The following is a 12,598-nucleotide window of genomic DNA, read 5'->3' on the forward strand; positions in this document are numbered from 1 at the left end:
GGCCCCGGTCCTATGGACCGGGGCCTTTTTGCGTCCTGGCTCCGGACCCGTCAGGCCCGGAATCCGAGACGGCGGAGCCGGGAGCGGGCGGCCAGTTCGCTCGGACCCGTCCGGCCGAGGGCCAGATGGACGACGCCGAGGGTGGCGCGGGTGATCAGCTTCACCGGCAGCGGCAGGGGCCCCAGCCGGGCGGTCCGCAGCCCGAGCAGCTCGCGGTACTCCGGTTCCAGGCTGGCCACCGCGGCGGCGAACAGCACGCGGTAGCCCGGCCGGAGGATCGGGTGCAGGGGAGGGTGGCGGATGAAATGCACGGTTTCGGCAACCATCGGCCCGGAGGTGAGCGTCCCGCCGTCGTACCAGTCGCGGAGCTCACGGCGCATCTGCCCGGCACTGACCGGGGGCGACTCAACCCCCATCAGTTCCCCGGCCTGAGCCCATTCGCGGACGTAGGCGTCCGGGCCGCCGGGAATCGCGGACCCGAACATGGTGTGCGCCGTGAGGAAAGCATCGGTGAAGGCGATGTGGATCCAGCGCAGCAGTTCCGGGTCGCTGGCCGCGTAGGACTTCATCTCTCCGGCGGCGTCCCGGTAGTCGCCGCGGACCGGTTCGTGCAGGCGCTGGACCCAGGCCGTGGCCTCTTTCGCCGCCGTCGTCGACCCGTAGGTGACGGTGAAGATCCAGCGGATGGTGCGGGCCAGGCGCCCCAGCGGGTCCTCGCGGAAGTGTGAATGCTCGTGCACGCCGGTCAGGGCGCCGGGGTGGAGTGACTGCATCAGCAGTGCCCGGATCCCGGCCACGATTGCTGGCATGCCGCCGTGCACCGTCCAGACCGCCGAGCCTGGCAGGTGGTAGCCGGCGTCGTCGCCCTCCTCGAGACGGGCCACCCAGGGCGGCGCCACGTCCCGTGACCCGGTGAAGGTATGCCGGAGTTCGGCCTGGAAATTCTGCAGCATAGTGCGCATGGTCCATTCTGCGCCCGGATCCCGCCCTGCGGTACTTGGTGTTCGGCCCGCGACTACTGAGGTGCTACCCGAGTTTCAAGAAGGGTAGTTCGGACGGTTCACACCCCCTGCCGATTGTGGTCCCATGAAAAAGGTCAGCCCGCGTTATCGGCGGCTGAGGATGTGGGGTTTACATCGTGGGAAAGCACTGGGGAAACACGACCAGCGAACCAAAAACAAGAAAACGCATCGTGGCGGTGCGCTGCCTCTCGGGAGGGTTTTGCCTCTCGCTGGCTGTGCTGACGTTCGGGGTCCAGGGAGTCACCGGCGCGGGAACGGCCGTGGTCTCGGTCGGCGTGCCGGACCGCGATGTGGCGGTCAGCCCCACGTTGCGGCCCGGGGCAGTGTTCACCGCCGCGGCGGGAACGACGGCGGCCACGACGGGCGCGGCGCAGCCCGCGGCCGCCGGGGCGGTCACGGCCGCGGGCGACCCAGCCGCGGGCTTCACCACGGATCCCCGGGCGCTGGTGGCGTACTCGCGCTCCGCCGTGCTCACCGGTACCAAGGACGGCACGCCGGGGGAGCTCAACGTCGCGTCTTCCGGGTTGAAGCGGCCCGCGGAGGGCTTCCTCATGGCACCCCTCGAGGTCCTGAACCCGTCGTCGCCGTTCGGCCTGCGGACCAGCCCGCTCTCCGGGGTGGCGGGGGAGTTCCACTGGGGCCAGGATTTCGCGGCGGCCTGCGGGACGCGGGTGTACGCCGCAGACGCCGGGGTGGTGCGCGCCGTGGGCTGGCACCCCTGGGGCGGCGGAAACCGGGTGGAGATCGACCACGGCAACGGCCTGATCACCACCTACAACCACCTGGAGGGGATCGCCGTGAAGAAGGGCGACTCGGTCCGGGTGGGAGAGGTGATCGCCAAGGTGGGCACCACCGGGTCCTCGACCGGCTGCCACCTGCATTTCGAGACCATCCTCAACGGCGTGCACAAGGACCCGCGGGACTGGACGCTCCTGCCCATCACCCAGACGGACCCGCTGGGTCAGCTGGAGATGACCAGCTACGCACCCGACGCCGGGTTGCCCTCCAACGCCTCGCTGGGCTGGGCCATCCCGGTCTCCGACGACGGCCGGCACGAGGTCGCTAACGGCGCCCAGGAGATCCCCGCCGCCCTGCTGCCGCAGCTGCCCGGCTACACCGCCTCCTACTCGCCCTCGCCCTCACCGACGGCGGACGCGCTCTCACCCAGCCGGCCGCCATCGTCCGCCACCGGGCAGGCGCCCGGCACCTCGGCGCCGGTGACCTCCGAGCCGGTCACCGCGGCTCCGCCGGCGACCGGCACCACAACGGGGTCCCCGACCACCAGCACGCCGCCTGCAAGCACGCCGCCCCCGCCCACCACCCCGCCGGTCAGCTCGGAGCCCCCGGCCACACCGCCGCCGGTGACCACGCCGCCTGCGCCCCCGGCGACCACCCCGGCCCCGCCGCCGGTGACGGAGGCCCCGCCGCCCGTGGTGACCCCGCCGCCGGTCGTGGAGGTCCCCCCTCCGCCGCCGCCGGTGGTCGAGCCGCCTCCGCCGCCACCGCCCGTCGTCGAGGTGCCCCCGCCGGCCCCTGCGCCGCCGCCGGTGGTCACGCCGCCGCCGATGACCTCGCCTGCCCCGGAACTCACCGCACCGCCCGTCACCGCAGATCCCGCGCCGAGCGGCACTCCGGCCCCCACCGGCACGGTCACCCCCTGACCGCCTGACTCCCGGCCCTCCGGCCGCCATCGACCCATACCGCCGCCCGTCGGCGTCGAATTACGGTTGTGACCACGCCGGGCTATGCTTCCGGCACGCCGACTCGACGCCCGGGAGGACCCCGCCATGACCGACCTTTTCTCCGTTCCGCTCACCCTCAACGACGGCACCGAAACGGACTTCGGCCGCTACCGTGGGCAGGTGGTGCTGGTGGTGAACGTTGCCTCGCAGTGCGGCTTCACGCCCCAGTACGCCGGCCTGCAGGCCCTGCACAACAAGTTCGAGGACGAGGGGTTTACCGTGCTGGGCGTGCCCTGCAACCAGTTCGCTGGCCAGGAACCGGGCAGTGACGCGGACATCGCCGAGTTCTGCGATCGGAACTTCGGCGTCACCTTCCCGCTGACCGCCAAGGCCGACGTGCGGGGCAAGAACCAGCACCCGCTTTACGCCCGCCTCACCAAGTTCAAGAAAGGCCTGCTGCCGGGCCTGGTGAAGTGGAACTTCGAGAAATTCCTGATCAACCGCGACGGCGAGATCGTCGCCCGGTTCGCCCCCACCGTGGAACCGGATGCCCCCGAGGTGATCGAGGCGGTGCAGGCCGCGCTCGCCTGAGGCACCGGTCGGGACCCTCGGCCCGCAAGGGCCCGAGGGGCCTATCCCTACGCGTCATCCCGTCCTAGACTGGCCGGACCCTCCGACGTTCGGGCCGGTTCGCGGCTTTCTTGCGGCGCCCGCCGGCAGCGTTATCGACGCTGGCCAGGAGGGTGCATCAGAACGCTTCGTGAATCACAACTGGGCACTCAGCATTGGGGTCCGTGAAACCAGGAGGAAAGTGATGACAGGAAACAAAGCCGTTGCCTACAAGGGGCCAGGAAAAGTCGAACTCATCGACATTGACTACCCCACTTTCGAACTCAAAGACGGACCAGGCGTCAACCCGGCCAACGTCGGCCGGCAGGTGCGCCACGGCGTCATCCTCAAGACCGTCGCGACGAACATCTGCGGATCGGACCAGCACATGGTCCGCGGCCGCACTACCGCCCCCGCCGACCTGGTGCTGGGCCACGAGATCACTGGCGAGGTCGTCGAGGTCGGGCCCGACGTCGAGTTCATCAAGGTCGGCGACATCTGTTCGGTGCCCTTCAACATCGCCTGTGGACGCTGCCGCAACTGCAAGGAACGCAAGACCGGCATCTGCCTGAACGTCAACCCCGACCGGCCCGGAAGCGCCTACGGCTACGTGGACATGGGCGGCTGGGTGGGCGGCCAGGCAAACTACGTCCTCGTCCCGTACGCGGACTGGAACCTGCTGAAGTTCCCGGACCGGGACCAGGCCCTCGAGAAGATCATGGACCTGACCATGCTCTCGGACATCTTCCCCACCGGCTTCCACGGCGCCGTGACCGCGGGCGTCGGCGTCGGATCCACCGTGTACGTCGCAGGTGCCGGGCCGGTGGGCCTCGCGGCCGCCACCAGCGCGCAGCTGCTCGGCGCCGCCGTCGTCATTGTCGGCGACATGAACGAGGACCGGCTCAAGCAGGCCCGGAGCTTCGGCTGCGAGACGGTCGACCTGTCCAAGGGCGGACCGGCCGAGCAGATCGAGCAGATCCTGGGTGTCCCCGAGGTGGACTGCGGCGTGGACGCGGTCGGCTTCGAGGCCAAGGGCCACGGACACGACGCCAAGGAAGCGCCGGCCACGGTGCTGAACTCCCTGATGGACATCACGGCCGCCGGCGGCGCGCTCGGCATTCCCGGGCTCTACGTCACCGGCGACCCCGGCGGCATCGACGAGGCGGCCAAGAAGGGTGCGCTCTCGCTCAGCCTCGGTACCGGCTGGGCCAAGTCGCTGAGCTTCACCACCGGCCAGTGCCCGGTGATGAAGTACAACCGCGGCCTGATGATGGCGATCCTGCATGACAGGGTCCACATCGCCAAGAACGTCAACGCCAAGGCGATCGCCCTGGAAGACGCACCGAAGGGCTACGCCGAGTTCGACGCCGGCGCCGCCACCAAGTACGTGCTGAACCCGAACGGCTACCTCAGCTAGGGCCCGTCCCACCGGGTGATCTACGGTCCGGCGGCCTCCTTCCTGCACCAGGGTGCGCAGGTAGGAGGCCGCCGGATTACTTAATCCGCACGCGTAGCCGTGCCCGTTTTCAAAGCTGCCTACCTGAGTTTGCCCACGTCCAGCCGGAAATCTGGTTGGATAGAAGGTACTGAGAGGGATCGCTGGGGGGACCGCCTCCACCCAACCAGGAAGGTTGCAATGGAGCTCATCGAGGCCGAGCACCCACGGCCACGCCATTTCCTACTCCACGTCAGTGACGCGCACCTGCTGGGCGGTTCCGACCCGCTGCACGGCGTCGTCGACAGCGAGGCCCACCTGCGCCAGCTTTTCGAGGAAGTCCGAGCCTCCGGCGCGCGCCCCGAGGCGGTGATTTTCACCGGTGACCTGGCCGACCGCGGGGAGGCCGACGCCTACGCCAAGCTGCGCCGGATCGTCGAGCCCGCCTGTGAGGCCATGGGCGCGAAGATCATCTGGGCCATGGGCAACCACGACGACCGGGCCAACTTCCGTACCGGCCTGCTCGACGAACCCGCCCACGACGCCCCGGTGGACCGCAGCTACTTCCTGGACGGGTTGCGGATCATCACCATGGACACCTCGGTGCCCGGCTTCCACCACGGCGCCCTCAGCCCCGAACAGCTCGACTGGCTCGCCGCGGAGCTGGCCACACCGGCTCCGGACGGCACCATCCTGGCTTTGCACCACCCGCCCGTCCCGTCCGTGCTGGACCTGGCGGTGCTGGTGGAACTGCGCGGCCAGGCGGCCCTCGCGGCGGTGCTCCGGGGCACGGACGTCCGCTCCATCCTGGCCGGGCACCTGCACTATTCGACGTCGGCCACGTTTGCCGGCATCCCCGTCTCGGTGGCCTCCGCGACCTGTTACACCCAGGACCTGAACGTCCCGGTGGGCGGCAGCAGGGGCCGGGACAGCGGCCAGGCGTTCAACCTGGTCCACGTCTATGAGCACACGATCGTGCACTCGGTGGTCCTGCTGGGCGAGGTGCTGCCGCCGGTGGGCGAGTTCGTCACGGCGGAGGAAGCCACCCGGCGGATTGCCGCGGCCGGCATCCGCATCCCGGACCAGGGCCGGCCGGAGAACCCGTCGTCCTCCGGCGACCGGAGCATGACGTTCCTGAACTAGCCCGCGTCCCCAAGGTCAGCCGGTCCGGGAACGTCCCGGTTACTTCTCCCAGGGGGCCTTGATCGGGAAGTACTTCTCGAGGAAGTCCGTCACGATCTCGGCCCGCTCCTCGGCGGGGACCTCCGGGAAGCTGCCGTCGTTGAGGCAGAAGAAGTCCATGTTCCGCTTGGAGAGCAGCTTGGGCAGGTAGTTCAGGCCCGCCCGCGCGGTGGTGTCCACGTACCGCACCTTGGCCGTCGTCTGGGTCACGGCCCGGCCGGTGAGCAGCGCGTAGTAGTGGTAGAACGAGTTCGTCACCGAGATGTTGTCCGCGGCACGGAACCGGCTGGCCGCCGTGCGGGCGAACTCCTCCGGGAACTCCTGCTCCATTTGGGCGGTCACACTGCGCCGCAGCGGCGCGGCCGTGTGCTCCAGGTGGCGCGTGGTGATCCGGCCGAAGCGGTTCCACAGCAGCTTCCGGTTCACCCGGGCCGCGTTCTCGAACCCGCTCCGCTCGGCGTCGTTGTCGCCCAGACCGATCCGGGTCTCCGCCTCGATGAACTTGGTGATGCCGCCCGGGGTGAAGAACATGTCCGGGCCCACGGTGCGGCCGAAGAACATGTCGTCATTGGAGTACAGGTAGTGCTCGGAGAGGCCCTCGATGTGGTGGAGCTGGCTTTCCACGGCCTGCGAGTTGTGCGTGGGGAGCACCGACGTGTCGGCGAAGAACTCCTCGCTGCGCACGATCGTCACGGCGGGGTGGTCGGCCAGCCATTCGGGGGCGGGGGAGTCCGTGGCGATGAAGATCCGCCGGATCCACGGGGCGAACATGTACACGGACCGGAGCGCGTACTTCAGCTCGTTGATCTGCCGGAAGCGTGCCTCGTGGTCGTCGCCCTCACCGACGACGACGCCGGCCATCCGGGCTTTGCGCGCGGCGATGTATTCGGGGGAGGAGCCGTCCACCCAGGAGAAGACGATGTCGATGTCGAAGTTGATGTCGCTGGCGTGGTCGGCGAACATGTTCTCGATCGTGGGCCAGGTGTGGCCGTAGCGTTCGACCGTGCCGCGCACCGCGTCCTGGGCCAGCAGGGTCCGGCGGGTCAGGGAGTTCTCGATCGGCAGGATCAGCTGGTCGCCCTCGAAGCTCCAGAGTTCCAGCTGCACGCCCGCGGAGGCGCCGAATTCGAGGCCGCCGTTGGGTTCCACGCAGGGCCGGTACAGCCGGAAGATCCGGGCCTGGCGGTTAGGCGAGAGCTCGCCGTCGGCCACCAGGACAGAGGACTTCTTCTTGGCGTCCACGGTCATGGAGTAGAACGGCTCGTCCCGGCAGGCCTCCACCAGGGCGGCGCGCAGTTCCCGGCGGTTCTTCCAGTCCACGGCGATCACCGGGCGGTGGTTGTTGCCCCGGACCAGCAGGTAATCAATGTCGGCACGGACCAGCACCTCACGGACGAACAACAGGTCCTCGACCATCGACTGGTACGGGGTGCGGTTTTCATTGATCAGCGCGTAGCGGCCGTGCCTGCGGACAATGTCGCTGCGCGTTCGGAACCTGGCGACGGCTGCCGCTGACGTGACCTCGGCGTGGGCGTGGTCGTCCTCGGTGGCCTGGCTGCCGTAGTAAATCTCGTCCTGGATCAATGCGTCGGTGATGTCGATTCTCCGTTTTCCTGACTGGTCTTCGTGCTGGCCGCTTTGCTACTCGCATGATATCGCGGGCCGCCAAAACGGGCCGTCACACCGGCTCCGTATCAGCCGGCCAGGGCGGCCCGCCAGTGCCGCAGGAAGGCCGCGCCGGCGTCGTCGTGAATGACGTCCGCGCCCAGCCCCAGGTCCGCCGCGGTGAGCACCTCGTAGGGTTTGACCGGGATGCCGTCCGCCGGCCGGACATCCACGTGCTTGACCGGGTGGTCGTTGTGGAAGAGCCAGTCGGCCATGGCGTAGTCGGTCCGGGAATCGCCCACGGTCCGCCACGCCTGCGGGGTGATGCCCTGGGCGGCCAGCAGTTCGACGGCGCGGCTGGCGCCGAGGTCTTTGCCGAGCCGGACAGACTCGATGTCGGTGGAGATGATGGTGGGGTCGACGCGGTAGTCGATCGCGTCGTCGCTGTCCGGGACGTGGCGGTCCAGCCGGACGACGCCGAGACCGTGCCGCTGCATCAGGTCCATGGCGTCGGCGTCGAACAGGGCCTGTTCGGCGCGGTAGTCGGCGTTGGCGACGTCGACGTGCTGCTCCACCGAGACCATGGCGCGCTTGGTTTCGTCGAAGAACATGTGCGCCGCGTAATCCTCGGCCACGAGCCGCCGGACGTCGTCGCCGAACGCGGCCGGGACGGCGAGGGAGTCATCGACGTGGACGGTGCCGGGGCCAGCCGCCGTGTAGCTGAACCAGACGGCGCCCTTCTCGCAGATCGCGTGGACGGTCAGGCCGGCGGGCATGCCTGCGGCGAGCATCGGGTCCATGACCAGCTCGCGGATGAAGGCGTCCGAGCGGCCGGTGTTGAAGATGACGGGGATGCCGGCGGCGGCGAGGGCCAGCAGGTCGGCGATGATGCCGGGGGTGACGGTGCGGGTGACGGGGCTTGCGATAGGGCCGTCGACGTCGAGCAGCAGGGCCAGCGGCGGGGTGGAAGCCTCGGAATCTCTCATGCCTTCATTCTCTCAGCCGGTGCAGGGGGCCGCGGATGGTCACTGTTTGGCCACAACCTCCGGCGCCGGGGCTCCGTGGATTCCCCTGACCCGGGTTGTTCCATAGGCTTGCATGGTGATCTTCAAAGCTGTGGGCGAGGGACGCCCTTACCCCGACCATGGTTTCCATACGCCCAAGGACTGGGCGGCACTGCCGCCGCGCCCCGTCCGGCTGGACGAACTTGTGACCACCAAGCGCACCCTGGACCTCGAGGCCCTCTTGGCCGAGGATTCCACCTTCTTTGGCGACCTGTTCCCACACGTCGTGGAGTTCCGCGGGGTGCTGTACCTCGAGGACGGGCTGCACCGGGCCGTCCGCACCGCGCTGCACCAGCGCACCGCCATCCACGCCCGTGTCCTGGTGGTCAATGGCTAGGAAGCCGCAGGACCCGACGGTTCTGCATGGGCATCATGTGGTGACGGGCTCGGACCTGCGGGCCACGTTTGTCGAAGAGGACGAACTCGAGAACCCGGACCGGATGCGGCGCCGGATCATCCACGGGGTGGTCCTGGTGCTGCTGGTGGGGCTGCTGGTTGCCGCCGTGGTGGTGGCGATGGCCATCCAGAACGGCCAGATCAAGATTCCGACGGCGGAGCGGAGCCGCGCCGCGGTCTCGGCCTGCCCCGAGGCCACCTACGACTACGTTCCGCACGAGAAGATCCGGCTCAACGTCTATAACTCCACCAACCGGCCGGGGCTGGCGAAGACCGTGGCGGATGAGCTGGTGGCAAGGAAGTTCGCCGTCGGTACGGTGGGCAACACCGAGTCCGGCTTCCACGGGGTGGCGCTGGTGGTGTCGGGCGCGGCGGGCCAGTCCTCGGCCTTCAGTGTCCAGCGGAACCTGCCCGGCTCCGACTACGTCCAGGACGGCCGCACCGACGCGACCGTGGACGTGATCCTGACCGGTGACTTCAAGGACCTGGCCAAGCCGGAGCTGGTCGACCAGACCCCGGGCAAGCTCAGCTGCCCGCGGGAGACCCGTCGCGAGGCGGATGCCCCGGCGACGCCGGTGGTCCCGTCCGTCGTGCCGGCCAGCCCCAACCCCTAGCGGGATACTGCTGAACCTCTAAACCGTCAGGCCGTGAGGCGCACGGGACGGCCGGCGTCGTCGAACCGCGCTCCCGCGCCGAGCTGGACGAACCGCACCGTCCGCGCGATCCGGGCCTCCGCCTCGGGATCCGCCCCGGCCCCGTCGCCGCGGGCGGCGCTGGAGGAGAGCGTTCCGTGGATCAGCTGGGCGAGCTGCCCGATGTCCGCGTCCGGAAGGTAGTGCTGGGTGACGCCGTCGCGGAGTATGTCCTGCAGCAGGACGCTGAGTTCGCCCACGTGGTCCGCCAGCTTCGCGAAGGATGCGGGGGAGAGGACGGCGGCCATCGCCGGGCCCGGCGGCAGGTGCCGGCGGCTGAGGTCCGCCACCTGCGCGCGGACGTATAGCGCCAGGCGGTCCACCGGGTTGTCCAGGCCGGCCAGTGCCCCGCGGAGCTCCACCAGGAAACGCTCGGTCTCGTCCAGGGCGTAGGCGATGAGGAGCTCTTCGATGTCCGCGTAGTAGTTGTAGACGGCGGTGCGGCCGACCTGGGCGTGCCGGGCGACGTCGGTCATGGTCAGCCCGGGGAGCCCGTGCGTGAAGAGGAGCTCGCCGAAGGCGGTGAGGATCCGCCGCTGGGTCTCGGCGCGTTGGGCGGCGTTGCTCGCGGCCGTAATCCTGGGCATACGGACACTTTAGCGCGATCTGTCAGTAAAGTTCCGGCGGGCGGCTCGTCAGCCCTCCCACGGCATGGGTGTCCTGGCAGCGCAGCCGGGTTGCCCTCTTCCCGGCCAGTCGCGTCCGAAGGAGCGGTTGCAGGGGCACCGCCGGGGTGTATTCGGATTCTTGAGGACCCGGAAGCGGGGTGGCTTGATGCTGGAGCTGTAGTCGAGTGTTGCTCCGGTCAGGGCTGCGCATGCAGCCACGCTCACGAACAGTTCGGCCCCGGAGCAGCCGTACCTGTCGTCCGTCTCGTCGCCTGGACCCTGGGTGAAGACGTAGACCTGTCCGCAGCAGCCTCCGTCCTGGATATCCACTCGGGCCCGGCCTCCCATCACCTCGAGCTGACGGATGGCAGCGGCGGTGACGGTGAAAGGTGGAAAGACAGTCTCAGCCATGGCGGACACTCTAGGCGATGCCTGCCCGGGTGCATTGTCATGTGAATGGGGCCTGGGCCTCCCACCCCGCCGTCGGCCCTCTGCGCGTGACGCGGAAATATCACTTGCCGGAAACGCCGCCGAAACGTGGCCGGGGCAAGCTGGGGAGCATGGGAGCCCCGACGGCGGGGCGGACGCTGGGGAGGAGCATTTTTATGGAGGACAACGGGACGGCCGTGACGACGTGCGCGGAGCTGTCGGTGGGGGACGACATCGAGGCCTGGCACAACGGGAGGCTCTTCCACCGCGGGCGGGTGACCCAGACCGTGCCGCTGATGGAGCTGTTCTGGATCCTCGATTCCCGGACCGGGGCGAGGAAGCTGCTGGACGTCGAGGCGCTGGAGATCATCCGGTGCGCACCGGACCCGGCGGGCCGCGCCATGGATCTGGCACAGCCCGCCTGACTGTCGCTTAGCCTGACGGTTGCTTAGATCGGGCAGCCGTCCGGGCCGCAGGCCGCACCGTCGGCGCCGGCGGCGTCAACCATCACCAGCGGCTGGCTCTCCTGCCAGGCCTGGTCGAGGGCCGCGCTGAACGTCTCGGCCGGCTGGGCGCCCGAAATTCCGTACTTCCGGTCGATCACGAAGAACGGCACGCCGCTGACGCCCAGGGCCCGGCCCTCAGCGATGTCGTTGCGGACGGCGTCAGAGTACTTGTCCGTGGTGAAGAGTTCGTCGACCTCGGCGGCGTCGATGCCGAGCTCGAGGCCCAGCGAGGTGAGGTAGGACCGGTTGCCGATGTCCTGGCCGTGCTCGAAGTGGTCGCTGAGCAGCCGTTCCTTGGCGACATCCTGCTTGCCGTGGGCCGCCGCGAGGTGGATCAGGCGGTGGGCCGCAAAGCTGTTGGCCACCACCACGTCGCCAAACTTGTAGTTCAGCCCTTCCCCGGCGGCCTGCGCTGCCACGTGGTCGAACATGCCGGCGACCTGCTGCGGGTCCAGGCCCTTCCGGGTGCTCAGGTAGTCCAGCTCGGTGCCGTCATAGTGTTCCGGCAGGCTCGGGTCCAGCTGGAAGCTGCGCCACTGCACCTCCACGGAATCGCGGTGCGGGAAGGCGGCCAGGGCGGTTTCGAAACGACGCTTGCCGATGTAGCACCAGGGGCAGGCGACGTCGGACCAAATCTCAATCTTCATGCTCTCGACAACCGCGATGCCCCCCGGGGCATTCCCGGACGACGACGGCGGGGCGGCTCAGTCCGCGAGCGGACGCTCCAGCACGAAGTCGTGTTCCACAGTGTCGCCCAGGCGGAAGGACTTGGTGCCTACCTGCCGGAAACCGGACTTTTCGTAGAACCGGATGGCCCGTGCGTTCTGGCTGTTGACCCCCAGCCAGAGCCCGCGGGCACCGGTGGCGGCCGCGGCGGCGACGCTGGCCCGCATCAGCTCGGCGGCCGCGCCGACGCCGTGGTGGTCCGGGTGCACGTAACACTTGCTGAGTTCGGCGGCCGGGGTGAGGCCCAGGGCGGAGGCCACGTCCGGATCCTGCGTCGGCCGATCCACCAGCAGGCTGTAGCCGCGCAGGGCGCCGTCGACGTCGAGCACCAAGACCGTCACGTCCGGGTCTGCGAGGTAGTCCTGGAAATTCCGCTCGCTCAGGGTGTTGGCAATGTGCGCCGCAATGTCCTCCGGCCGCGACTCGGGCGGGCAGGCGAGCGGGAAGGTGACGGCGGCCAGCCCGGCCAAGGCGCCGGCGTCCGCGGGGGTGGCTTTCCGGATCAGGTGGGTCATAGCAAAACCCTAGTCCCGGTGCCGGGCGAGGAGTCAGTCGGGCGGTCACGGCCGGTGCCGGTGCCGTCATCTGGCCGCGGCGGGGGCCCGGCCGCGGGACGCCGTGATAGCAATGGGATTGATGAAA

At 69.3% G+C, this 12,598-nt stretch carries 13 protein-coding genes; 7 read left to right on the forward strand and 6 right to left on the reverse strand.

Going from position 1 to position 12,598, the window contains the following annotated elements:
* Positions 1-50: 50 nt before the first annotated feature.
* On the reverse strand, positions 51-962 hold the full coding sequence (locus tag ACFUCU_RS11550; RefSeq protein ID WP_377972718.1) for an oxygenase MpaB family protein: 912 nt from the start codon (positions 960-962) through the stop codon (positions 51-53).
* 230 nt (positions 963-1,192) lie between these two features.
* On the opposite strand from ACFUCU_RS11550, the gene ACFUCU_RS11555 reads away from it, so the two are divergent.
* The 4 genes from ACFUCU_RS11555 (at position 1,193) to ACFUCU_RS11570 (ending at position 5,891) form a co-directional block, all read left to right on the forward strand.
* Positions 1,193-2,683 (forward strand): M23 family metallopeptidase, encoded by a 1,491-nt coding sequence (locus ACFUCU_RS11555; RefSeq protein ID WP_377972720.1) that lies wholly within the window; start codon positions 1,193-1,195, stop codon positions 2,681-2,683.
* Between the two features lie 126 nt (positions 2,684-2,809).
* On the forward strand, positions 2,810-3,295 hold the full coding sequence (locus ACFUCU_RS11560; RefSeq protein ID WP_290256728.1) for a glutathione peroxidase: 486 nt from the start codon (positions 2,810-2,812) through the stop codon (positions 3,293-3,295).
* 223 nt (positions 3,296-3,518) lie between these two features.
* Entirely contained in the window at positions 3,519-4,730 is a 1,212-nt protein-coding gene (fdhA, locus tag ACFUCU_RS11565) for a formaldehyde dehydrogenase, glutathione-independent (RefSeq protein WP_290256727.1), read from the forward strand.
* A gap of 219 nt (positions 4,731-4,949) precedes the next feature.
* The gene (locus tag ACFUCU_RS11570) at positions 4,950-5,891 is read left to right on the forward strand and encodes a phosphodiesterase (protein ID WP_377972722.1); all 942 of its coding nucleotides are present in this window, start codon (positions 4,950-4,952) and stop codon (positions 5,889-5,891) included.
* Positions 5,892-5,930: 39 nt separating this feature from the next.
* On the opposite strand, the gene ACFUCU_RS11575 is transcribed toward ACFUCU_RS11570, so the two are convergent.
* Positions 5,931-7,346: a stealth family protein gene (locus tag ACFUCU_RS11575; RefSeq protein WP_377972880.1), complete on the reverse strand. Its 1,416-nt coding sequence runs from the start codon at positions 7,344-7,346 to the stop codon at positions 5,931-5,933.
* Positions 7,347-7,624: 278 nt separating this feature from the next.
* A complete protein-coding gene (locus ACFUCU_RS11580; protein WP_377972723.1) occupies positions 7,625-8,521 on the reverse strand; it encodes a hypothetical protein in 897 nt (298 codons plus the stop codon).
* Positions 8,522-8,636: 115 nt separating this feature from the next.
* Here ACFUCU_RS11580 and ACFUCU_RS11585 point away from each other — a divergent pair, with 115 nt between their 5' ends.
* Together ACFUCU_RS11585 and ACFUCU_RS11590 are read left to right on the forward strand one after the other, a co-directional pair.
* The gene (locus ACFUCU_RS11585) at positions 8,637-8,936 is read left to right on the forward strand and encodes a type II toxin-antitoxin system VapB family antitoxin (protein ID WP_290257291.1); all 300 of its coding nucleotides are present in this window, start codon (positions 8,637-8,639) and stop codon (positions 8,934-8,936) included.
* On the forward strand, positions 8,929-9,609 hold the full coding sequence (locus ACFUCU_RS11590) for a LytR C-terminal domain-containing protein (protein WP_377972725.1): 681 nt from the start codon (positions 8,929-8,931) through the stop codon (positions 9,607-9,609). Before ACFUCU_RS11585 ends, ACFUCU_RS11590 begins: the two co-directional genes overlap by 8 nt.
* Before the next feature lie 26 nt (positions 9,610-9,635).
* Here ACFUCU_RS11590 and ACFUCU_RS11595 read toward each other — a convergent pair whose 3' ends face one another.
* Positions 9,636-10,274, reverse strand: a complete 639-nt coding sequence (locus ACFUCU_RS11595) for a TetR/AcrR family transcriptional regulator (protein WP_377972727.1) — start codon at positions 10,272-10,274, stop codon at positions 9,636-9,638.
* 626 nt (positions 10,275-10,900) lie between these two features.
* Here ACFUCU_RS11595 and ACFUCU_RS11600 point away from each other — a divergent pair.
* Positions 10,901-11,149 carry a hypothetical protein gene (locus tag ACFUCU_RS11600; protein WP_377972729.1) on the forward strand — a complete coding sequence of 83 codons (249 nt, stop codon included), beginning with the start codon at positions 10,901-10,903 and terminating at the stop codon, positions 11,147-11,149.
* A 23-nt stretch (positions 11,150-11,172) separates the two neighbouring features.
* Here the strand turns inward: ACFUCU_RS11600 and ACFUCU_RS11605 are convergent, their stop codons facing one another.
* Both ACFUCU_RS11605 and ACFUCU_RS11610 read right to left on the reverse strand, forming a co-directional pair.
* The gene (locus ACFUCU_RS11605) at positions 11,173-11,877 is read right to left on the reverse strand and encodes a DsbA family oxidoreductase (RefSeq protein WP_377972730.1); all 705 of its coding nucleotides are present in this window, start codon (positions 11,875-11,877) and stop codon (positions 11,173-11,175) included.
* 57 nt (positions 11,878-11,934) lie between these two features.
* A complete protein-coding gene (locus tag ACFUCU_RS11610; RefSeq protein WP_377972732.1) occupies positions 11,935-12,471 on the reverse strand; it encodes a GNAT family N-acetyltransferase in 537 nt (178 codons plus the stop codon).
* Positions 12,472-12,598 lie beyond the last annotated feature (127 nt).

It is taken from the genome of Arthrobacter sp. NPDC057259, from assembly GCF_042668995.1.
Classification (GTDB): domain Bacteria; phylum Actinomycetota; class Actinomycetes; order Actinomycetales; family Micrococcaceae; genus Arthrobacter.

Excerpts from the sequence above, each read along its gene's own strand:
- ACFUCU_RS11550 (WP_377972718.1), bottom strand. The coding sequence starts at position 962 with ATGCGCACTATGCTGCAGAATTTCCAGGCCGAACTCCGGCATACCTTC.
- ACFUCU_RS11560 (WP_290256728.1), top strand. The coding sequence starts at position 2,810 with ATGACCGACCTTTTCTCCGTTCCGCTCACCCTCAACGACGGCACCGAA.
- fdhA (WP_290256727.1), top strand. The coding sequence starts at position 3,519 with ATGACAGGAAACAAAGCCGTTGCCTACAAGGGGCCAGGAAAAGTCGAA.
- ACFUCU_RS11570 (WP_377972722.1), top strand. The coding sequence starts at position 4,950 with ATGGAGCTCATCGAGGCCGAGCACCCACGGCCACGCCATTTCCTACTC.
- ACFUCU_RS11575 (WP_377972880.1), bottom strand. The coding sequence starts at position 7,346 with ATGGTCGAGGACCTGTTGTTCGTCCGTGAGGTGCTGGTCCGTGCCGAC.
- ACFUCU_RS11580 (WP_377972723.1), bottom strand. The coding sequence starts at position 8,521 with ATGAGAGATTCCGAGGCTTCCACCCCGCCGCTGGCCCTGCTGCTCGAC.
- ACFUCU_RS11590 (WP_377972725.1), top strand. The coding sequence starts at position 8,929 with ATGGCTAGGAAGCCGCAGGACCCGACGGTTCTGCATGGGCATCATGTG.
- ACFUCU_RS11595 (WP_377972727.1), bottom strand. The coding sequence starts at position 10,274 with ATGCCCAGGATTACGGCCGCGAGCAACGCCGCCCAACGCGCCGAGACC.
- ACFUCU_RS11600 (WP_377972729.1), top strand. The coding sequence starts at position 10,901 with ATGGAGGACAACGGGACGGCCGTGACGACGTGCGCGGAGCTGTCGGTG.
- ACFUCU_RS11605 (WP_377972730.1), bottom strand. The coding sequence starts at position 11,877 with ATGAAGATTGAGATTTGGTCCGACGTCGCCTGCCCCTGGTGCTACATC.
- ACFUCU_RS11610 (WP_377972732.1), bottom strand. The coding sequence starts at position 12,471 with ATGACCCACCTGATCCGGAAAGCCACCCCCGCGGACGCCGGCGCCTTG.